The organism is Aeromonas sp. CA23 (genome assembly GCF_002587065.1).
In the GTDB taxonomy this organism is placed as follows: domain Bacteria; phylum Pseudomonadota; class Gammaproteobacteria; order Enterobacterales; family Aeromonadaceae; genus Aeromonas; species Aeromonas bestiarum.
Genome location: NZ_CP023818.1, coordinates 469,166 through 489,457 on the forward strand (window position 1 = coordinate 469,166; position 20,292 = coordinate 489,457).

General features: G+C 61.5%; 17 protein-coding genes. 11 read left to right on the forward strand and 6 right to left on the reverse strand.

Features of this window, described 5'->3' with window-relative positions:
• Positions 1-70: 70 nt before the first annotated feature.
• The 3 genes from exeE to exeC are packed head-to-tail and all read right to left on the reverse strand — an operon-like array spanning position 71 to position 4,482.
• On the reverse strand, positions 71-1,576 hold the full coding sequence (exeE, locus tag CK910_RS02175; protein ID WP_098980849.1) for a GspE family T2SS ATPase variant ExeE: 1,506 nt from the start codon (positions 1,574-1,576) through the stop codon (positions 71-73).
• Positions 1,576-3,612, reverse strand: coding sequence for a GspD family T2SS secretin variant ExeD (exeD, locus tag CK910_RS02180; RefSeq protein ID WP_098980850.1), 2,037 nt, complete (start codon positions 3,610-3,612; stop codon positions 1,576-1,578). The genes exeE and exeD overlap by 1 nt, the downstream gene beginning before the upstream one ends.
• Before the next feature lie 21 nt (positions 3,613-3,633).
• The gene (exeC, locus tag CK910_RS02185) at positions 3,634-4,482 is read right to left on the reverse strand and encodes a GspC family type II secretion system variant ExeC (protein WP_277604369.1); all 849 of its coding nucleotides are present in this window, start codon (positions 4,480-4,482) and stop codon (positions 3,634-3,636) included.
• Between the two features lie 214 nt (positions 4,483-4,696).
• Here exeC and hslR point away from each other — a divergent pair, with 214 nt between their 5' ends.
• The 8 genes from hslR (at position 4,697) to CK910_RS02225 (ending at position 12,243) form a co-directional block, all read left to right on the forward strand.
• Positions 4,697-5,095 (forward strand): ribosome-associated heat shock protein Hsp15, encoded by a 399-nt coding sequence (gene hslR, locus CK910_RS02190; protein ID WP_043140769.1) that lies wholly within the window; start codon positions 4,697-4,699, stop codon positions 5,093-5,095.
• A gap of 108 nt (positions 5,096-5,203) precedes the next feature.
• Positions 5,204-6,088, forward strand: coding sequence for an Hsp33 family molecular chaperone HslO (gene hslO, locus CK910_RS02195; RefSeq protein ID WP_043140765.1), 885 nt, complete (start codon positions 5,204-5,206; stop codon positions 6,086-6,088).
• Between the two features lie 149 nt (positions 6,089-6,237).
• Entirely contained in the window at positions 6,238-7,863 is a 1,626-nt protein-coding gene (pckA, locus tag CK910_RS02200) for a phosphoenolpyruvate carboxykinase (ATP) (RefSeq protein ID WP_043140762.1), read from the forward strand.
• Between the two features lie 178 nt (positions 7,864-8,041).
• A complete protein-coding gene (locus CK910_RS02205) occupies positions 8,042-8,707 on the forward strand; it encodes a GntR family transcriptional regulator (RefSeq protein ID WP_043140759.1) in 666 nt (221 codons plus the stop codon).
• A gap of 33 nt (positions 8,708-8,740) precedes the next feature.
• Positions 8,741-10,543 (forward strand): aminopeptidase P family protein, encoded by a 1,803-nt coding sequence (locus CK910_RS02210; protein ID WP_098980854.1) that lies wholly within the window; start codon positions 8,741-8,743, stop codon positions 10,541-10,543.
• A gap of 112 nt (positions 10,544-10,655) precedes the next feature.
• Positions 10,656-11,051 (forward strand): nitrous oxide-stimulated promoter family protein, encoded by a 396-nt coding sequence (locus CK910_RS02215; protein ID WP_172955208.1) that lies wholly within the window; start codon positions 10,656-10,658, stop codon positions 11,049-11,051.
• A gap of 124 nt (positions 11,052-11,175) precedes the next feature.
• Positions 11,176-11,628: a GNAT family N-acetyltransferase gene (locus CK910_RS02220; protein ID WP_098980856.1), complete on the forward strand. Its 453-nt coding sequence runs from the start codon at positions 11,176-11,178 to the stop codon at positions 11,626-11,628.
• A 138-nt stretch (positions 11,629-11,766) separates the two neighbouring features.
• Positions 11,767-12,243 carry a glycine zipper 2TM domain-containing protein gene (locus CK910_RS02225; protein ID WP_043140749.1) on the forward strand — a complete coding sequence of 159 codons (477 nt, stop codon included), beginning with the start codon at positions 11,767-11,769 and terminating at the stop codon, positions 12,241-12,243.
• A 75-nt stretch (positions 12,244-12,318) separates the two neighbouring features.
• On the opposite strand, the gene CK910_RS02230 is transcribed toward CK910_RS02225, so the two are convergent.
• From CK910_RS02230 to CK910_RS02240, 3 genes are all read right to left on the reverse strand, one after another.
• Entirely contained in the window at positions 12,319-14,298 is a 1,980-nt protein-coding gene (locus CK910_RS02230) for a bifunctional 2',3'-cyclic-nucleotide 2'-phosphodiesterase/3'-nucleotidase (RefSeq protein ID WP_172955415.1), read from the reverse strand.
• Positions 14,299-14,425: 127 nt separating this feature from the next.
• A complete protein-coding gene (lysE, locus tag CK910_RS02235) occupies positions 14,426-15,046 on the reverse strand; it encodes an L-lysine exporter (RefSeq protein WP_043140744.1) in 621 nt (206 codons plus the stop codon).
• 202 nt (positions 15,047-15,248) lie between these two features.
• Positions 15,249-16,031 carry a LuxR family transcriptional regulator gene (locus CK910_RS02240; RefSeq protein ID WP_042868909.1) on the reverse strand — a complete coding sequence of 261 codons (783 nt, stop codon included), beginning with the start codon at positions 16,029-16,031 and terminating at the stop codon, positions 15,249-15,251.
• Between the two features lie 62 nt (positions 16,032-16,093).
• On the opposite strand from CK910_RS02240, the gene CK910_RS02245 reads away from it, so the two are divergent.
• The 3 genes from CK910_RS02245 (at position 16,094) to CK910_RS02255 (ending at position 20,035) form a co-directional block, all read left to right on the forward strand.
• Complete coding sequence (locus CK910_RS02245) at positions 16,094-16,717, forward strand: acyl-homoserine-lactone synthase (RefSeq protein ID WP_098980858.1); 624 nt, start codon at positions 16,094-16,096, stop codon at positions 16,715-16,717.
• A gap of 266 nt (positions 16,718-16,983) precedes the next feature.
• Positions 16,984-17,883, forward strand: coding sequence for a LysR family transcriptional regulator ArgP (locus CK910_RS02250; RefSeq protein WP_098980859.1), 900 nt, complete (start codon positions 16,984-16,986; stop codon positions 17,881-17,883).
• Between the two features lie 100 nt (positions 17,884-17,983).
• Entirely contained in the window at positions 17,984-20,035 is a 2,052-nt protein-coding gene (locus CK910_RS02255; RefSeq protein ID WP_098980860.1) for an exoribonuclease II, read from the forward strand.
• The last annotated feature ends 257 nt before the right edge of the window (positions 20,036-20,292 follow it).

Here is a 20,292-nt window from a genome sequence, read left to right on the forward strand (position 1 = left end):
ACTCTTGCTCCTCTGCCCTAGCACTGTGACGTCTTGCTATCCCGATTCAAATCGCTTGCCTGACCGAACATCAATCTTCCCGGGTCACCCTCAGCACTTCTTCGAGGCTGGTCTGGCCCTTGAGTACCTTGTCGATGCCATCCCGGCGGATGCTGGGTGTATGGCCGCGGATCAGCCGCTCTATGGCCAGTTCGCCGCTGGCGCTGTGGATCGCCTCGCGCACCGCCTCGTCGATCACCACCAGCTCGTGAATACCGGTCCGGCCGCGATAGCCGGTGTGGTTGCACTGCTCGCAGCCAACCGGGCGCCACACCTGCTGATCTGGCGCCAGCTCCATACCCATGGCCTCCCGCTCCTGCTCGGTGATGGGGCGTGGAGTGCGGCAATCCGGACAGAGGGTCCGCACCAGCCGCTGGGCCAGTACCGCCAGCAAGGATGAGGAGAGCAGGAAAGGCTCTATCCCCATGTCCCGCATTCGGGTGATGGCGCCGATGGCAGTGTTGGTGTGCAGAGTCGACATCACCAGGTGACCGGTCAGCGACGCCTGCACCGCTATCTGGGCGGTCTCGAGGTCGCGAATTTCCCCCACCATCACCACATCCGGATCCTGACGCAGAATGGCGCGCAGGCCGCGGGCGAAGGTCATGTCCACCTTGGTGTTGACCTGGGTCTGACCCACACCCTCCAGGTCATATTCGATAGGATCTTCCACCGTGAGAATGTTGCGATCCCGCGAGTTGATCTCGGAGAGCGCCGCATACAGGGTGGTGGACTTGCCCGAACCGGTCGGACCCGTCACCAATATGATGCCGTGGGGCTTGCGAATGAGTTCGCTGATGATGTTGCGGTTGGCCAGCGTCATGCCGAGCTGCTTGAGCTCTAGGCGCACGTTGTTCTTGTCGAGCAGACGCAATACCACCCGCTCGCCATAGCTGGACGGCATGGTCGAAACCCGCACGTCCACCGCCCGGCCACCGATACGCAATGAGATGCGGCCATCCTGTGGGACCCGCTTCTCGGCGATGTCCATCCGCGACATGACCTTGATGCGCGACACCAGCAGGGAGGCCAGCTTGCGATGGGGACGCAGTATCTCCCGCAGCACGCCATCGATGCGGAAGCGAATGACCAGCACCCGTTCGAAGGTCTCGATATGGATGTCGGACGCCTCCTCTTTTATCGCCTCGCTCAACATGGCGTTGATGAGGCGAATGATGGGGGCATCGTCATCGGCGTCCAGCAGGTCCTCGCTCTGGGGCAGCTCTTCGGCCAGGGCGAAGAAGTCCATCTCGTTGCCGAGATCTTCCATCAACTGGCGCGCCTCGGAGGAGTCGCGCTGGTAGTGTGCCATCAGCAACTCTTCAAACTCGTCATTGCCGAGCTGCTCCACCTCGAAGGCGCAACCCGCCACCCGCCGCACCTCCAGCAGGGTTTGCGGCGCCACCCCCGGACGGCAAAGCAGCAGGGGGGTCCCTTGCCGCTCGGTCAGGACGACACCGAAGTTGCGGGCAAAGGCGAACGGCAGCTCGGGAAGAGCTGCAGGCAGATCCGTTCCGTCAAGCTGGTACGCTGCCATTACTTGTTACCCACGAACGGCTGCGCTCCATCGGTCGTCGCCTGCTGGCGCGCCTTCATCAACTCGATCTGCTTCTGTACCTCGGGCGACTGGGCCACATCCTGACCATATTCAGGCAGCACCTGGCGTTTCGGTGAGGTGAGATAACCCTCCTGAGCCGCAGCCTCGATCTGTTCGGCCCGGAACAGGGTGTACTTGTTGCTGGAGATGCCTGAGTAGACGTTGGCATCCCGCAATATGGTGGGCCGGATAAAGACCATCAGGTTGCGCTTGGAGGTGGTGTTGTTGGTGGAGCGGAACAGATAGCCCAGCACGGGGATGTCGCCCAGCAAAGGCACCTTGGAAACCTTCTCTTGAGTCTGCTCGTCCATCAGGCCACCCAGCACCACTGTTTCACCGCTCTTCACCAGCACGGCGTTCTTGATGGTGCGGGTATCGAAGGTGGGGCCCAGATCGGCCGAACCGGTCGCCTGTTTCTGCGCCACGCTGGAGACTTCCTGCTCGATATTGAGCAGTACCGAATCCCCTTCGTTGATCTGCGGCGTGACCGTTAACTTGGTACCCACCGTCTTGCGCTCTATGGTGTTGAACACCTGATCACTGGTGGTGGAACTCTGAGAACCGCTCTTTACCGGCACTTCCTGACCAACGTTGAAGGAGGCTTCCTTGTTGTCCATGGTCACGATACTCGGGGTGGAGAGAATATCGCTCTTGGTACTGGTGGAGAGCGCCGTTACCAGCGCGGCCCAGTTGCCCTTGTAGAAACCGGCCGCCATGCCGTTGAAGTCTTTCGCCAAGGCAGCCAGACCCGTGGTAGTGCCGTTATCCTGGTAATCCTTGGCGGCGATGGCCACCGAGCCGATGGGCAGGTTGGTATCGGAAAACTGGGTGCCGCCGCCGTTGGTATTGGCCCACTGCACGCCGAGGTTGAGGCCGTCGCCGTCGGCGATCTCGACTATGATCGCCTCAACCAGCACCTGGGCGCGGCGGATATCCAGCTTGGCGACCACCTGCTCCAGCTCGGCCATCACATCCGGCTGGGCCGTGATGACCAGGGCATTGGTGGTCTCGTCGGCAGAGATGGCCAGCTTGCCACCCCCTATGCTGGCGCCGCCACCCGCTGTCGTGGTGGTGCCGCCGCCCTTCTTGTCCGCTTCTATGCTGGAGCTGACGCCCTTGAGCACCTCCACCATGTCCTTGGCCTTGCCATATTTCAGGTAGAAGACCCGGGTGTTGCCCTGGCTCTGCAGATCCCGATCGAGCTGGCGCACCATCTGTATGATGCGGGCCCGCGCCTTGGGTTCGCCACTGACCACCACAGAGTTGGTACGCTCGTCGGCCACCACCTTGGGGGCCAGCAGCAGGGAGGTGTTGCCGCCCTGACTGTTGCCATCCTTGTTGAGGTTGGTCACCAGCCGCACCATCTCGCCGGCGGAGGCATATTTCAGCTTGATGATGTCCACTTCCTGATCGCCCGCCTTGTCGACCCGGCGTACCACTTCCACCAGACGGTTGACCACGGCGGCACGGCCCGTGATGAGCAGCACGTTGGAGGGATCGTAATGGACCACGTTGCCGCCACCGGCGTTGTCATTGAGCTGACGCAGCAGGGGCGCCAGTTCGCGCACCGAGACGTTGCGCACCGGTACCACCCGGGTCACCATCTCGTCGCCTATGCCCGGGTTGGTCTCATCCACCACCGGGATGGCCGAGGTCTTGGCGTCCTTGGAGCGCACCACCTTGAGCACACCGTTATCCATGGGCACCACGGCGAAGCCATAGACGTCGAGCACGCTCAGGAAGAACTGGTAGTACTGCTCCTCGTTGAGCAGGTCGTAACTGCGGACGTTGATCTTGCCGCGCACCGAAGGCTCTATGATGATGGTCTTGCTCAGGTTCTTGCCGACCGTGTTGATGAACTCTTCGATGTCGGCATTCTTGAAGCTGGCAGAATACTCGGTGGCCCAGGCGGAGCCCGCCATCATCAGCGCCGCCGCAACCGTGGCCAGACGCCAGCCCTTCCCTTTATTTATCATTCTTGGTGCTACTCCAAATCATTATTCTGACAAGCCGACATAAACGTCGTAGAGCTGTCCTTGCCGCTCGACGGTGACGGTCATTTCCGTGGCGCCAGCCACCTGCTGCATTGCCTGCATGGCCTGAGCGTTATCCCGCAAATCCAGGCCATTGATGCTGACCGCCATGTCGTTGGCGACCAGACCGAGTTGATTGAACAGCTCTGGATTGCTGCCCGGATTGAGGCGATAGCCGACCATGCGGCCATCTACCCGCACCGGGGAAATATTGAGGTAATCGGTGATCTTGCCGGGGTTGCCCAGCAGTTCGCTGCGCACCGAGGAGAGCTTGTCATCCTGATTGCCCGGTTTGGGCAACGGCTTGCCGTACTCTTCCCCATCCAGCATCAGGGTCTCGTCCCGCCCGTCCCGCTCTATGATGACGCGATCGGCGAACACCTGACGGATCTTGGCCTGGGTGCCATCGATGAAATCACCTATGCCATAGGAGTTCTGCACGCCGTTGTGGGCGATGATGGCGATGGATTTGGCCGGATCTGAACTCGCCAGCACACCGTTGAGCTGGGCGTTGAGCTGAGTCTTTGGGGCATCGGCTGCGACAGCATCGGCCGCCTGGGCCTGTTGCTTCGCCTTGCCGAACAGCGACAGCCGGCTGATGCCGCTGAGATCGAGCCGGGCCGAACCTTGGCCCTGACTGGCGACCATGGCCGGCTGCCAGGGTTGGCTGGCCTGCTGGCTGCCGAGATCCAGCAGACGCCAGGTGAGACCGGCGCACTGGTGGGCCAGCAACAGCAGCAGAAGCCAGAACAGGGGCTGGCTGAAACGGGAGAGCGGCACGGTTTTGCAACGGGCCAGAAGGGAGCTCAACAAGTCATCCCTGAACGGTAGCGTCATGTTTATCAATATATTCTGGCATCCAAATCGGTTGGCTATTGTGTACGGCAATGGACCCAGAGACAACCGACCGGATGGGATGAAGCTGCGAAAATTGACATTCCGTCACACCATAAGCCCCCCCGTTTCTATCCCGAGGCCTGCCTCTGGTATAATCAGGCTCCCCTTTCAGCCATCCCGGAGTCGATTCATGCCGAATCCCGCAGAAACCACAACCCAGGTCCGCCTCGACAAATGGTTGTGGGCGGCGCGTTTTTACAAGACCCGCAGCCTGGCCCGCGAGCAGATTGAAGGGGGCAAGGTGCACTACAACGGCCAGCGCAGCAAGCCGGGCAAGGCCGTCGAAGCCGGTGCTCTCATCCGTGTCTGGCAAGGCCAGGACGAACGGGAGGTGCGGGTGCTGCAAGTGAGCGAACAGCGCAAGTCCGCCCCGCTGGCCCAGCTGCTCTATGAAGAGACGGAAGCCAGCCTGAAAAAACGGGCCGAGAACAGCGAGGCGCGCCGCTTCAACAGCCAGTTTGCCCCGAGCCCCGAGCGTCGTCCCGACAAGCAGGAGCGGCGCCAGCTGATCAAGGTCAAGCAATACTGACTCGCCAACGTGGCCCTTTTATGACGACAGGAAATGGGATTAGTTCCTAACCACCTGTTTAATAATGTTTTTATCTATTTACCTCACCTAAGAACCCAGGAATGCATGATGAGTAACCAAGATCTCCTGTATCGCTATCTGTTTGAAGAGTACGAAGTCCGGGGTGAGCTGGTCCAGCTGGACCATACCTACCGCCACGTGGTGGAAGCCCAGAACTACCCGGTGCAGGTGCAAAAACTCCTGGGTGAGCTGCTGGTTGCCACCAGCCTGCTGACCGCCACCCTCAAGTTTGAAGGCTCCATCACAGTGCAGTTGCAGGGCGATGGCCCGGTGCGCCTCGCCGTCATCAACGGTGACAATAACCAGCAACTGCGCGGCGTGGCCCGTTTTGAGGGCGAACTGCCGAGCGATGGCAAGCTGCAGAGCCTGATCGGTGAAGGCCAGCTGATCATCACCATCACCCCGGAGCAGGGCGAGCGCTACCAGGGCATCATAGCGCTGGATGCCGACACCCTGGCAGGCTGCCTGGAGCACTACTTCGCCCAGTCTGAACAGCTGGCCACCAAGCTGTGGATCCGTACCGGCTACCACCAGGGTGAGCCCCGCGCAGCCGGTATACTGCTGCAGGCGCTGCCCGCCCAGAGCGAGGATCACAGCGCAGATTTCGATCACCTGACCCAGCTCACCGCCACCATCAAGGATGAAGAGCTGTTCGGCCTAGAAGCGGAAGAGATCCTCTACCGTCTCTATCACCAGGACAAGGTGCGGGTGTTCGATCCGCAGGCGGTCGAGTTCCGCTGCACCTGCTCCCGCGCACGCTGCGAAGGGGCCCTGTTGCAGATAGAAAAGGAAGAGGTGATGGAGATGGTGCAGGAGCTCGGCAAGATCGACATGCATTGTGATTATTGCGGCGCCCAGTACCAATTCGATGGGATCGACGTCGAAACCCTGTTCAGCAGGGCTCCCGATAATGATGCAAACAAGTTACACTAATTGAAGGCGGGCAAAACCCGCCTTTAACTTAAATAACAAAAAAATACCCTATTTTATAAAGTTTGATGGCGATCGCTAAACTCTACCACCTAAGTGATAGGATGAACGCCAGATAGAACCCTACAAACCTCTGAACCCAGGAGAATACAATGACAATCGTGGCAGAACCCACCCTGGCCCAACAATTAGGACTGGACCAGTACGGTATCAAAAACAGCCAAGAAATCGTTCGCAACCCCTCTTACGATCAGCTTTTCGCGGAAGAGACACGTTCTGACCTGGAAGGGTTCGAGCGCGGCGTGGTGACCGAGCTGGGCGCCGTCAACGTAAACACCGGCATCTTCACCGGCCGCTCCCCGAAAGATAAATATATCGTCAAAGACGCTACTACCCAGAATACTGTGTGGTGGTCTGACCAGGGTAAAAACGATAACAAAGCTATTACCCCGGAAGTGTGGTCACATCTGAAATCCCTGGTGACCAAACAGCTCTCCGGCAAGCGCCTGTTTGTGGTCGATGGCTTCTGCGGTGCCAACCCGGATACCCGCCTGGCCGTGCGCGTCATCACAGAGGTGGCCTGGCAGGCTCACTTCGTCAAGAACATGTTCATTCGCCCGAGCGATGAAGAGCTGAAAGCCTTCAAACCTGACTTCGTGGTGATGAACGGTGCCAAGTGCACCAACCCGAACTGGAAGGAGCAGGGTCTCAACTCCGAGAACTTCGTCGCCTTCAACCTGACCGAGAAGATCCAGCTCATCGGCGGCACCTGGTACGGTGGCGAGATGAAGAAGGGCATGTTCTCCATGATGAACTACTTCCTGCCCCTGCGCGGCATTGCCTCCATGCACTGCTCCGCCAACGTGGGTCAGGACGGCGACGTGGCCATCTTCTTCGGCCTCTCCGGCACCGGCAAGACCACGCTCTCCACCGATCCCAAGCGTCAGCTGATCGGCGATGACGAGCACGGCTGGGACGACGACGGCGTGTTCAACTTCGAAGGGGGTTGCTACGCCAAGACCATCAAGCTCTCCAAGGAAGCCGAGCCGGACATCTTCAACGCCATCCGTCGCGATGCGCTGCTGGAGAACGTGACCGTTGCCGCCGATGGCACCATCGACTTCGATGATGGCTCCAAGACCGAGAACACCCGTGTCTCCTACCCCATCTATCACATCGAGAACATCGTCAAGCCGGTCTCCAAGGCGGGTCATGCCAACAAGGTGATCTTCCTGACCGCCGATGCCTTCGGCGTGCTGCCCCCTGTCTCCAAGCTGACCAAGGAGCAGACCAAGTACCACTTCCTGTCCGGCTTCACCGCCAAACTGGCCGGTACCGAGCGTGGCATCACAGAACCGACCCCGACCTTCTCCTCCTGCTTCGGTGCGGCCTTCCTCAGCCTGCACCCGACCAAGTACGGTCAGGAGCTGGTGAAACGGATGGAAGCGGCCGGCGCAGAAGCCTACCTGGTCAACACCGGCTGGAACGGCACCGGCAAGCGTATCTCCATCAAGGATACCCGCGCCATCATAGACGCCATCCTGGACGGTTCCATCGAGAAGGCCGAGACCAAGGTGCTGCCGATCTTCAATCTGGAAGTGCCGACTGCGCTGCACGACGTGAACCCGGCGATCCTCGACCCGCGCGACACTTACGCCAACAAGGCCGAGTGGGATGCCAAGGCCCAGGATCTGGCCCAGCGCTTTATCAAGAACTTCGAGCGCTTCACCGACAACGAAGAGGGCAAGCGCCTGGTTGCTGCGGGTCCACAGCTGTAACACCAGCCTCCCTTCTCTTGCCGACATCCATACCGGTCAGCCCTGCTGACCGGTATTTTTTTAACCAGAGGACGGCGTTTGATCCCCGCCAAACCTTGCCTTGTGGGCGGTTGCGCGTTAGATTCAGCCCAACTTTATACAATATACAATTTTGTAACGAATCCCCTGTGACCCGATCATGACCCCACCCTACAAGACCCGAACCCAGATGGTGATGGAAAATCTCCGTGGCCGGATCCTGCGTGGCGAATTCCCCGCCGGCGCCCCCCTGCGTCAGGATGCCATCGCCAAGGAGCTGGCGGTGAGCCGCATTCCGGTGCGCGAAGCCCTGATGCAGCTGGAGGCCCAGGGGCTGGTGAAGTTCGAGGCCCACCGCGGCGCCGTGGTCACCATGCTGGACGCCTCGGCCATCGAGGAGCTCTTTTATTTGCGAGCCCTGCTGGAAGCCGATACCCTGTTTCACGCCGTGGATATGATGACGGAGGAGACCTTCGTCAAGGCACAGGCCATCCTCGCCCAGTTTGATCAGGCGCTCGAGTCAGGCACCCAGATCGAACACTGGGCCGAATTGAACCACAGTTTTCACGCCACCCTCTATCAGGCTGCCGGCCGCCCCCAGGCGCTGGAGCTGATCGCCCAGATCAATCTGAGCTGTGACCGCTATGTGCGCTTCGAGCTGCTGTTTGCCAGCGATGGAGTGGACAAGGCCGAGCGTGAACACGCCCAATTGCTGGAACTGTGCCGCGCCCGTCGCAAACACGAGGCCGTGGTGCTGCTCAAGCAACATATCGAGGCGGCTGGCCAGTCAGTCAAGCGGATCCTGGACAGCGGCCACCACCAATGAACACTCACATCACAACAATCTGGCATTAACGACATGAATCATTTCGAGATTATTGAAACCCGCGTCGCCCAGGTCAGGGCCACACTGGCCACACAAGAGCTGGACGCCTTCATAGTCCCCCACGATGACGAGCACCTGGGCGAGTACATCCCCGCCTACGCCGAGCGTCTGGACTGGATCACGGGTTTCAACGGCTCCGCCGGGCTCGCCATCATAATGGCGCAGCGGGCGGCCCTGTTCATCGACGGTCGTTACACGGTGCAGGCCCGCATGCAGGCACCGGCCGAGCTGTTTGAGTTTCTCCATCTGAACGAAGATCCCCATGTCCAGTGGCTGGCGGATCAGCTGCCGTCCGGCTCCCGGGTCGGCTTCGACGCCCGCCTGCACAGCCTGGCCTGGTATCAAAACGCCAGGGCCGTGCTGACCGAGCGCGGTATCGAGCTGGTACGCGTAGAGCAGAACCCCATAGACCTGCACTGGAGCGATCGCCCCGCCCCCACCAAGACCCCAGTCATCCTCTACAGCGAAGAGCTGGCGGGCCAGTCGAGCCAGGCCAAGCGTGAACTGCTGGCCAGCGATCTGCGCAAACGCGGGCTGGATGCGGTGCTGCTGACCCAGGCCGAGCCCATCAACTGGCTGCTCAACCTGCGCGGTCGCGACGTGGAGCGGCTGCCGGTGGTATTGGGCTTTGCCGTGCTCTACGCCAACACCAGCATGGATTTCTTCGTCGACACCGACAAGATCGACTGCTTCGCCTTCAGCCAGCACGTGGGGCAGGATGTCTCCGTCTACCCCATCGACAAGCTGGGTGACGTGCTGCAACGCATAGGGGAAGACCAGCAAAAAGTGCTGGCCGACCCCAACACGGCCAACGCCTGGACCCAGCTCATCATGGAAGAGGCGGGCGCCATCCTGGTGGCGGGCCAGGATCCGACCATGCTGCCGAAGGCGTGCAAGAACGCCGTTGAGCTGGCCGGCATGCAGCGTGCCCACCTGCGCGATGGCGTCGCCGTCACCCGCTTCCTCGCCTGGCTGGATCGGCTGATCGCCGCCGGCGAGTTTGAAGGGGTGGACGAAGGCACACTGGCGGACCAGCTGGAAGCCTTCCGCCACGAGCAGGAGCACTACGTCGAGCCGAGCTTCGATACCATCTCGGCACTGGGCCCCAACGCCGCCATGTGCCACTACCGTCACACCAACGGCACACCGCGCGCCTTCGGTCAGGACAGCATCTATCTGGTGGACTCCGGCGCCCAGTATATGGACGGCACCACCGACATCACCCGCACCGTCAAGGTGGGTGAGGTCACCGACGAGCACAAGGCGATGTTTACCCGGGTGCTGCAGGGTCATATCGCGCTGGATCAGGCCCGCTTCCCGCGCGGCACCGCCGGCATCCAGCTCGACGTGCTGGCCCGCATGCCGCTGTGGCAGGCCGGTTACAACTATGACCACGGCACAGGCCACGGGGTCGGCCACTTCCTGAGCGTGCACGAAGGCCCGCAGCGCATTGCCCCCAAGGGCAGCTTGGTGGCCCTGCAGCCGGGCATGGTGCTCTCCAACGAGCCGGGTTACTACCGGGAAGATGCGTTCGGCATCCGCTGCGAGAACCTGGTGGTGGTGACCGAGCAGGAGCAGATCGGCGAGCTGTCGATGCTGGGCTTCGAGCGGCTGACTTACGTGCCGTTCGATACCCGCCTCATCGAGCGCAGCCTGCTGAGCCCGGCCGAGTTCCGCTGGATCAACGAATACCATGTCGAGGTGTTCCGCCGCCTGAGCCCGCTGCTGGAGGGCGAGGATCTCGCCTGGCTGGAGCAGGCAACCAGCCTCATCTAAGTGCAGACAAGCAGAGTTGTCTGATGAGACAGGGCCCGCGGGCCCTGTTTTTTTGCCCGCCGGCTTGACCTGTATCAAGACCCCGCCGGGGCAGGTCAGGACAATGACTCCCATGAAAACCCATCACCCCGATCCCGTGCGCCAGCCCCGTGCCCGCAAGGCACCCGAGCACCCCAGGCTCAAGCGGGAGCAGCAGACGGTCAGCGCCATGATCCGCCTCTACTGCGACCACCATCATCAGGATCCCGCCTGCCGCCACTGCCAGCAGTTGCAAGCCTTCGCCCACCAGCGCCTGCGGCGCTGCCGCTATGGCCACGGCCACAAACCCACCTGTGCCAACTGCAACATCCACTGCTACGCCCCGGCCATGCGCAAACAGATACAGCTGATCATGAAGTGGAGCGGCCCGCGCATGCTGTGGCATCACCCCTGGCTCGCCCTGCGCCACCTGCTGGACAGCCGCCGCAAGGCCCCCAGATTGCCCAGCAACCGGCCCCTGCCGCCCTGAACCGGGCAAGCTGCGACGCCCGCCCCCATCACCAGACCCGCTTGCATCAGCCCGGATGGCCCACTAACCTGTCACTCCTTTTTGACTGCCGCACGGCAGCACGTACGCAATGACAGGAGCCAGGATGCATCAGCCCCCCGTTTTGAGAGTGGCCCGCCACGCCGACATGCACGCCATCTGGCAGATAGACGTCGACGTCTTCGGGGAGGATGTCTACCCCGGTTTCTTCTTCCGTCAGGCCATGGATCTCTGGCCCGATCTGCTGCTGGTGGCCGAGCTGGACGGCAAACTGCTGGGCTATGCCCTGGGCGGGCTGGGACAGGATCGGTCGCAGGGCTGGCTGCTCTCCCTGGCTGTGTTGCCCGAGGCGCGCGGCTTCGGCCTGGCCGAGCGCATGATGCTGCAGGTGGAGCAGGGACTGGCAAAACTGGGGATCGATCGGATCAAACTGACGGTGGATCCCGCCAATCCGGCCCAACGCCTCTACTTTCGACTCGGTTATCAGCAACTGGCCGAGGAGCGCGACTATTTCGGCGCGGGCGAGGATCGCCTGCTGCTGGAAAAACGGCTCGGCTGAGCCACTGCTGACGGGATTTGCGACGCCCGGGCCTTATAATTGGTTACACTTTGCTGGTTTCATGCCCAATCCGGTTGGCGTAAAGTTGAACTCACTGACCGAATTAACCAGATCAGATGCCAGCCCAGGAGGCCCATCATGTTGAAACGTATCACCCTTATCGCCTTGTTGGCCGCCACCACAGCCACCACCCTCAGCGGCTGTGCCAACAGCGACGTCTACTCCGGTGATGTCTACACCAAGGATCGTGCCAAGCAGGTCCAGACCGTCAGCTACGGCACCATACTCTCCACCCGCCCGGTCAAGATCCAGGCCGATGAGAACTCCCTGGTCGGCACCATAGGCGGCGCCGTGGTCGGCGGCCTGCTCGGCAGCACCATAGGGGGCGGTCGCGGCAGCGACATCGCCGCCGCCGGTGGCGCCATCGCCGGGGCCGCCGCCGGCAAGGCCGCCGGTGACAAGTTCAATCAGGTCGATGGCGTCGAGCTCGAGATCAAGAAAGAGAATGGCGAATCCATCGTAGTGGTGCAAAAAGCCAGCCCCACCTTCGTGCCGGGCGCCCGGGTACGCATGACCCAGGGCAACGGCAGCATCAACGTGGCCGTGGTGAACTAAGCACAGGCCAGCAGCCGCCCACGAAAAAGCCCTCGCACTGCGAGGGCTTTTTTTATCGCCGGTGTCAGTCAGGCATTACTGACGGATCAGGCGGAAGATGGCGTAGCCTGGGTGCTTGGCATCGTCCATCGGCAGGGTGGACTTGTACTCCAGATCCGCGCCGGCCAGCTGCCTGGCCTCTTCGCGGGGAGAGGAGTAGAGCCGCACGTCCACGTTGGCCGGCAGTGCCTTCATGTGCCAGTTGTTGTTGGCCGCCGGGCTGAAACCACCCGGGTTGTCGGCAGACTGGGCCTTCAGGTACTGGGCTATGATCTCCCGCGTCTCGGAGGGATCTTCATGCACTATGTTGCTGCCGTCTATGCCCGGGAAGTGGCCGCCACCGCTGGCGCGGTAGTTGTTGGTCACCACGTAGAACTTCTGGGCCGGATCCATGGGCTGGCCTTTGAAGGTGAGCCCGCTGATGCGCTGACCATCGCTGACCTTGGCCCCTTCCTTGCTATAACGGGCCGGCTGGGTGATATCCACCTCGTAGTTCACCCCGTCGATCACGTCGAAGTTGTAGGTGGGGAACTTCTCGTTCACCAGCCACTGCACCTCTGTCTTGCCGGTATCTATCTGGTTGAACTGACCGGCGCTCATCTCCAGCCACTCCTTGACGGTGGCCCCGTTCACCTCGACCACCTGCAGGGTGTTCGGGTAGATGTAGAGGTCGGAGACGTTGCGCAGGGAGATGTCACCCTGGGCCACATAGGTGAAGTCGTTGATGCCGTTGCGACCGCCGCGGAAGGGCGCCGCCACCGACAGTATGGGGTAGGACTCCTTGAGCAGACCGTCCTGTTGCAGCTGTTCGGCATAGCGGCGCTGGGCATCGCTCACCAGTTGCACCGAAGGGTCATCCTGCACCAGGGCGAAGAAGCTGTGGATGGAGGAGGTGATCTTGCCGAGCGGCTCGTCCAGCCACTGGTTGGTGGCGTCGTGATCGGCCTGCACCAGGTCCACGACCCGCTGATCCACGGCGCTGCCTTCGCTGGAGTCGATCTTGCGCAGACTGGCCTGGCTCTGTTTCACCTGCCACTTGCCGTCTACCTGCTGCAGGGTGAGGTCTATGATACCGAGGTGGTTGCCCCAGTAGCCGGGCATCACGGTCGGCACGCCGCTCAGGGTACCGGCCTGGTTGTCCACCTCCGGCAGATCCGGGAAGTCGCCTGGGAAGTTCTTGTGGGCATGACCCAGCATCAGGGCATCCACCCCTTTCACCTTGGCCAGATGCCAGGCGGAGTTCTCCATCATGGCCTCGTAGCTGCTGGCGTTGATGCCGGTATGGGCCACTACCACCACTATATCGGCGCCCTTGGCGCGCAACTCGGGCACATAGTGGTTGGCGGTCTCGACCATGTCGGCCACCACCACCTTGCCCTCCAGATGACGCTTGTCCCACTGCAGCACCTGCGGCGGTGTCAGCCCCAGTATGCCCACCTTGACGGTCTGCAGCTGGCCCTTGTCATCCTTCACCTTGCGCTCAAGCAGCAGGTAAGGCTTGAACTTGTTGCCGCTCCAGTCGATCTGCCCCTTGGCATCGCGCTTGAAGGCACCCGCCTCGAACACGTTGGCGTTCACATAGGGGAACTTGGCGCCCTGCAGTGTCTTGGTGAGGTAATCCAGCCCGTAGTTGAACTCGTGGTTGCCCAGGTTGCCGGCGTCATAGCCGATCTCGTTCATGGCCTTGAACACAGGATGGGCCTGCTTGTCGAGGTAGCCGGCACCGGATTGCTCGAAGATGTAATCCGCCAGCGGCGTGCCCTGGATCAAGTCACCGTTGTCGAGCAGCAGGTTGTTGGGGTTTTCGGCGCGGGCCGCGCGGATCAGCAGCGCGGTGCGGGAGAAGCCAAACTTGCGATCCTCCTTGTTCTGGTAGTAGTCATACCCCAGCACGTTGGAGTGGATATCGGAGGTCTGGATCAGACGCAGGGCAACCGCTCCCGGTTGCGCCTTGCTGTCGTTTTCGTTGCTACAGGCAGACAACAGCACGATGGCTGCAATAGCACCCAGCTTCATGGTTTTATTCACTGTCTTGTCCCTTTTATTATGAGTGTCGCTTTACCAGCGACGGGAATTTAACAGACGAATATGTCAGGGCATGAAGCCGGGATTAATTTTTATGAGGTACGGCACAAAAATAGCCTTATGAGGCCAGCAAAGCCCCGCTCGCCAGTTGCAACGCCAACCCCAGCATGATGAAACCAACAATAGTATCAATAGCTTGCTGAACCCTGCCGCGGGCAAGCCAGGGCGAGAGCGCAGCCGCGCCAAACGCCAGGCTGTAGAACCAGACCAGGGAGGCCAGCATGGCCCCGGCCGCAAAGGCCGGCCGCAACTCCTCGGCAAACTGACTGCCGAAGGAGCCGAGCAGCATCAGGGTATCCAGATAGACGTGAGGATTGAGCAGGGTCACCCCGAGGGTCATGGCCAGCACGCTCTTGACCCCCATCAACTGCGGCGAGTCCGCAAGCTTGGCCCCCTGCCCGCGCCAGGCGCTGCGCAGGGAACGGATGCCGAACCAGCCGAGAAACAGCACGCCGCCCCAAGTCAGCAGCGCCAGTCCGATAGGGCTGGCCGCCAGCAGGTTGGCCCCGCCGAACACCCCGATCCCGATCAGCACGAGATCGCACAGGCAGCAGAGCGTCGCCGCCAGCAGATGGTGGTTGCGGTGTATGCCCCGGCTCAGCACGAAGGCGTTCTGGGCACCGATGGGAATGATCATGGCAAGGCCGAGGGTGAAGCCTTGCAGGCTAGTTGCGAACATGGATTGAACGTCCAGAAGAGGGATTGGACGGCACTATAAAGGTCGGCGGGGTGTTCAGAGAAATTCATAAATCTGCTGATGGATTCATTTTCCTAATCAGCCGGATTTCTGAGGGCAGGGATGAATTCCATCCGGCACCAACTGTCAATTGCATGATCTGACAATTGTGAGCCTGTCGCTCTGCCCCGAGAATCATTGGGTTTTATTGCATCAGCTTGGGGAAGTTGGTGACAACGACCTGCTCCAGATTGGGCAGCAAAATGCCACTGCTCACCCCCTTGGCGATGGCCTGGTAGCGATTCATCGACCCCGTTTTACGGGTGACCTGATTGAGGTGGTAGTTCACGGTGCGTTCCGTGATCCCCAGGATGCAGGCAATTTCACCCGACGTTTTCCCTTCACTGGCCCAGAACAGGCATTCCGTCTCCCGGTCAGTCAGGGCCTCCTGAGGGTCATCTTCCCGCAGACTGACCCGCACAATCCGGATCGCCGCCTCGAAGATGTAGTTGGACATCCAGGAGAGGATGGGCGAGGACTCCAGCAGCAGATCGCTCGACGCCCGCTCGGCGGTGATGAACGACAGTATGCCGTTTTCCCCCGCCGCACCGTGCAGCGGAAACGAAATGCCGTTGCGCAGCCCGAACTCCGCCGCCAACCCCATCACATCCAGACTGCCCTCTTGCAGAAAACGCGCCCGTCCTTCCAGCCGGTTCCAATAAATGGGCAAGGTCTGCTTGCGGGCCAGCTGAATGATGGGATCACAGGCCAGCATATGGTTGGCCGTATAGGCCTGCACCCAGGAGTCGGGGCACTGATTGAACAGCACCACCTTGGGCCTTTGCATCGACATGGGAATGATCAGCGCGAACCGGTAGTAGTCATAGCCCATACCGAGCGTGAACCGACCGATCAACTCGGCCAAACGATCCCCGTCCGTTACCGAAGTGAAATGTTCGAGGTACTCAAGCAGTTGGTCTTGTTTCATATGCTAGCCCCCCTGGCCAGGGCCTCGATTATAGCGCCGAACACTGAAATGGAGACATCTGAATGCTTGTTTTCAAAGGAAAATTAAAAGAACACCCCAGATGGGAGGTAGAAAACGAGCTTTATCGCTTCCGTAATCGCGTCTTCTCCGATCGCCTCGGCTGGGATGTGGAGTCCCACCGTGGTCTGGAGCAGGACAGCTTCGATACCCCGGACACCCACTGGGTGCTGATCGAGGACGAAGAGGGCCTGTGTGGCTGCATCCGGCTGCTCAGTTGCGCCCAGGATTACATGCTGCCCAGCATATTCCCCAGCGCCCTCGCCGGTGAGGCGCCACCGCGCAGCAACGATGTCTGGGAACTGACCCGCCTCGCCATCGACGCCAACCGGGCGCCGCGCATGGGCAACGGGGTGAGCGAGCTGACCTGCATCATCTTCCGCGAGGTCTATGCCTTCGCCAGGGCGAAGGGGATCCGGGAACTGGTGGCCGTGGTCAGCCTGCCGGTGGAGCGCATCTTCCGTCGTCTCGGCCTGCCCATCGAGCGGCTCGGCCACCGTCAGGCGGTGGATCTGGGCGCCGTGCGCGGGGTCGGTATCCGCTTCCACCTGGATGAGCGCTTCGCCCGTGCCGTCGGCCAGCCCATGCAGGGCGAGTATGCCGATGCCCGCGAGCTGGTCACTGAGTGAGAGTCGTCATAAAAAAATCCCGGGATAAGACCCGGGATTAAAAGTTCTCGCTATGGCCCGTTTCCACCCCATGCAAAAACGGACGCAAAAGAGTATCCACTGAATATCTTTTGACCACCACTGTCACATCTCACAGTGACAAACCCGCTTTCACCCCGCACACCACGCCAGCCGGGCCTGTCGGCGATCCGGCCAGCGCAGCGTTGTCCTGCGGTCGCCACTCCAGTAGCATCCCTTCTCAATACCTGTACGGATAAGGAATGCTGATGAAGTCCTTGGACTACAAGCTGCTGCTGGCGCTGGATGCCGTGATGCAGGAACAAAACTTCGAGCGGGCCGCCCAGCGCCTGCACATCACCCAGTCCGCCATCTCCCAGCGCATCAAGCAGCTGGAGCAGCAATTCGCCGAGCCGCTGCTCATTCGCAGCCAGCCGCTGCAGGCGACCCCTCTCGGCCAGAAGCTGCTGACCCACTACCGCCAGGTGCGTCAGCTGGAACTGGAGCTGGCCGGCGAGATAGCACCCGACGAGCCCCAGGCCCCGATCCGGGTCAGCATAGCGGTCAACGCCGACAGTCTGGCGACCTGGTTCCTGCCAGCCCTCGCACCTCTGCTGGAGCAGCACCCCATAGAGCTGAACCTGCTGGTGGATGACGAGTGCCGCACCCTGGACCGGGTGCGCGAGGGGCAGGCCTTCGGCGCCGTCAGCCTGCACGGCCAGCCGCTGGCAGGTTGCTGCGTCGACGAGCTCGGCGAGATGCACTACCTGCTCACCGCCAGTCCCGCCTTCGTCGCTCGCCATTTTCCAAATGGCATGACCCGGGCAGCGTTGGCCAAGGCGCCGGCTGTGGCGTTTGATCAGCGTGACGACATGCACGTCAGTTTCATGGCGCGCCACTTCGGGCTGGAGCCCGGCGGCTATCCCTGCCACACGGTGCGCTCGTCGGAGGCCTTCGTCGCCATGGCCGAGCAGGGGCTCGCCTACTGCCTCATCCCCGAACTGCAGATCCGCCAGCAGCTGGCTCAGGGCAGCCTGCTCGATCTCAGCCCGCAGCATCACCTGGTCGAGCGGCTCTACTGGCACCGCTGGGTGCTGGAGCGGGGGCTGCACAAACAGATCTCCCAGCGCCTGATCGATCAGGGGCGCCACGCACTGCACAGGGGCTGACGGGGCCATTCACCTTGGCTTTGGAGGGGTAAAAACGTATAGTGCTGGGCGATCCTTCATCAGGTCTCCACCCAGGTTTTCCACTTCAGGTTCCTCACTTATGTTCCAAGACAATCCGCTGCTGGCCCAGCTCAAGCAACAAATCCGCGAAAACATCCCCAAGAAAGAGGGTGTGATCCGCGCCTCGGACCGGGGCTTCGGCTTTCTGGAAGTCGATGAGAAGACCAGCTATTTCGTGCCGCCTCCCTACATGAAGAAGGTGATGCACGGTGACCGGGTGAGCGCCCTGATCCGTACCGAAAAAGAGAAGGAAGTGGCCGAGCCGGATGCCCTGCTGGAGCAGGCGGTGACCCGCTTCGTCGGTCGCGTGAAGATGTTCCGCGATCGCCTCAACGTGGTGCCGGACCATCCGCTGATCAAGGACGCCATCAAGGCCCGCGCCAAGAAGGGTCTGGATGAGAAGTCCTTCAAGGAAGGGGACTGGGTGGTGGCGACCCTCAAGCGCCACGCCCTGAGTGATGGCAACTTCTCCGCCGAGATCAGCCACAAGATCGCCGATCAGGAAGACCACAACGTGCCCTGGTGGGTGGTGCTGGCGCGCCACAACCTGGCCCAGATTGAACCGGCCGACCTGCCCGAGTGGAACGTCATCGAAGAGGAAGAGCTGCCGCGCACCGACCTGACCGCGACCCCCTTCTTCACCATAGATGGCGCCAAGACCAAGGACATGGATGACGCCCTGGCCATCCGCAAGCTGGACAACGGCTGGGAACTGCTGGTCGCCATCGCCGATCCGACCGCCTATGTGGCCGAAGGCAGCGAGCTGGACAAGGAAGCCGCCCAGCGCGCCTTCACCGTCTACATGCCGGGCCGCAACGTGCCCATGATCCCGCGCACCCTCTCGGACGAGCTCTGCTCCCTGAAAGAGGGCGAGGAGCGCAACACCCTGTGCGCCCGCCTGCTCATCGCCGAAGACGGCCTGCTGCTGGAAGAGACCGAATTCTTCGCCGCCCGCATCTGCTCCCACGCCCGCCTCAACTATGACGAGGTCTCCGACTGGGCCGAGCATGGCAAGGCACTGGACATAGACGCAGACGTCATGGCCCAGCTGCCGCTGATGAAGGCGATGACGGAGGCACGCATCGCATGGCGCACCGAGCACGCCCTGGTGTTCCCGGACAGACCCGACTACGACTTCGAGCTGGGTGAGAACGGCGCCGTGCTGGCCATCCACGTGGAGCCGCGCCGCATCGCCAACCGCATGATCGAAGAGTCGATGATCGCCGCCAACATCTGCGCCGGTCGCGTGCTGGGCAAGAGCGTCGGCTACGGCATCTTCAACGTCCACACAGGGTTTGACGAGGAGTCCCTCGACGGCGCCATCGACCTGCTGAAAAGCGCCGAGGCCCCGTTCGAGAAGGAAGAGATCGCCAGCCTCTCCGGCTTCTGCGCCCTGCGCCGCTGGATCGACAGCCTGGACACCCGCTGGCTGGACGGCAAGATCCGCCGCTTCCAGAGCTATGCGCTGATGTCCGCCGAGCCGGGTGCCCACTACGGCCTGGGGCTGGATGCCTACGCTACCTGGACTTCACCTATTCGCAAGTACGGCGACATGGTCAACCATCGCCTGCTCAAGGCCGTCATCGCCGGCAAGACCCCGGGTGAACGCCCAAGCCAGGAGCTGACCGAGCACCTGACCGAGTGCCGCCGCCTGCACCGCAGGGTGGAGCGCGATATCGGCGACTGGCTCTATGTCCGTTACCTCAAGGCCGATGCCGGCACCGACAAGGTGTTCAACGCCGAGATCATCGACGTGATGCGTGCCGGTCTCAAACTGCGCCTGCAGGAGAACGGTGCCGTGGTCTTCATGCCCGCCCGCCACATCCTGGACAACAAGGAGCGGCTGGAGTGCAACTGGGACAACGGCCGCGTCTACCTGGACAAGACCGAAGTGGTCTATGAGCTGGGCCAGATCATCGAGGTCAAGCTGACCGAGGCGGTAGAAGATACCCGCTCCCTCATCGCCAAACCGGCGGTGGATCTGGTGCCGGGTCCGGCACCGGAAGCCCCTGTGGCCGACGGCGCAGTGACCGAGAGCACTGCCGCCGAGAGCACTGACGCTCCTGCAGAGGCCGCCCCCAAGGCGGAATAAGCCCGGCGTCAGCAACTGGATATCCATAAAGCCCGCAACCCTGCGGGCTTTTTTTATGGCCGTTGTTCACGGCCAGCAGAAAGAGGATGCCCCGCCCGCAACCAGCCCTCTCCATGGCCCCCTTGAGCCAACAGGCGAGTGCTGAGCAGGCGGCCCTATGAGGCGGCTCACCCTCCCAGTCACGGCGCTGACCGGCTTGAAGGCTGGGTTAAGGGCGGCTCGGCGGAGGCATGGCTTGCCCCTGAGCCTGCCGACCG

Bases quoted from the DNA above. Each gene is read 5' to 3' on its own strand.
- exeE (WP_098980849.1), bottom strand. From the start codon at position 1,576: ATGGCAGCGTACCAGCTTGACGGAACGGATCTGCCTGCAGCTCTTCCC.
- exeD (WP_098980850.1), bottom strand. From the start codon at position 3,612: ATGATAAATAAAGGGAAGGGCTGGCGTCTGGCCACGGTTGCGGCGGCG.
- hslR (WP_043140769.1), top strand. From the start codon at position 4,697: ATGCCGAATCCCGCAGAAACCACAACCCAGGTCCGCCTCGACAAATGG.
- hslO (WP_043140765.1), top strand. From the start codon at position 5,204: ATGAGTAACCAAGATCTCCTGTATCGCTATCTGTTTGAAGAGTACGAA.
- pckA (WP_043140762.1), top strand. From the start codon at position 6,238: ATGACAATCGTGGCAGAACCCACCCTGGCCCAACAATTAGGACTGGAC.
- CK910_RS02205 (WP_043140759.1), top strand. From the start codon at position 8,042: ATGACCCCACCCTACAAGACCCGAACCCAGATGGTGATGGAAAATCTC.
- CK910_RS02210 (WP_098980854.1), top strand. From the start codon at position 8,741: ATGAATCATTTCGAGATTATTGAAACCCGCGTCGCCCAGGTCAGGGCC.
- CK910_RS02215 (WP_172955208.1), top strand. From the start codon at position 10,656: ATGAAAACCCATCACCCCGATCCCGTGCGCCAGCCCCGTGCCCGCAAG.
- CK910_RS02220 (WP_098980856.1), top strand. From the start codon at position 11,176: ATGCATCAGCCCCCCGTTTTGAGAGTGGCCCGCCACGCCGACATGCAC.
- CK910_RS02225 (WP_043140749.1), top strand. From the start codon at position 11,767: ATGTTGAAACGTATCACCCTTATCGCCTTGTTGGCCGCCACCACAGCC.
- CK910_RS02230 (WP_172955415.1), bottom strand. From the start codon at position 14,298: ATGAAGCTGGGTGCTATTGCAGCCATCGTGCTGTTGTCTGCCTGTAGC.
- lysE (WP_043140744.1), bottom strand. From the start codon at position 15,046: ATGTTCGCAACTAGCCTGCAAGGCTTCACCCTCGGCCTTGCCATGATC.
- CK910_RS02240 (WP_042868909.1), bottom strand. From the start codon at position 16,031: ATGAAACAAGACCAACTGCTTGAGTACCTCGAACATTTCACTTCGGTA.
- CK910_RS02245 (WP_098980858.1), top strand. From the start codon at position 16,094: ATGCTTGTTTTCAAAGGAAAATTAAAAGAACACCCCAGATGGGAGGTA.
- CK910_RS02250 (WP_098980859.1), top strand. From the start codon at position 16,984: ATGAAGTCCTTGGACTACAAGCTGCTGCTGGCGCTGGATGCCGTGATG.
- CK910_RS02255 (WP_098980860.1), top strand. From the start codon at position 17,984: ATGTTCCAAGACAATCCGCTGCTGGCCCAGCTCAAGCAACAAATCCGC.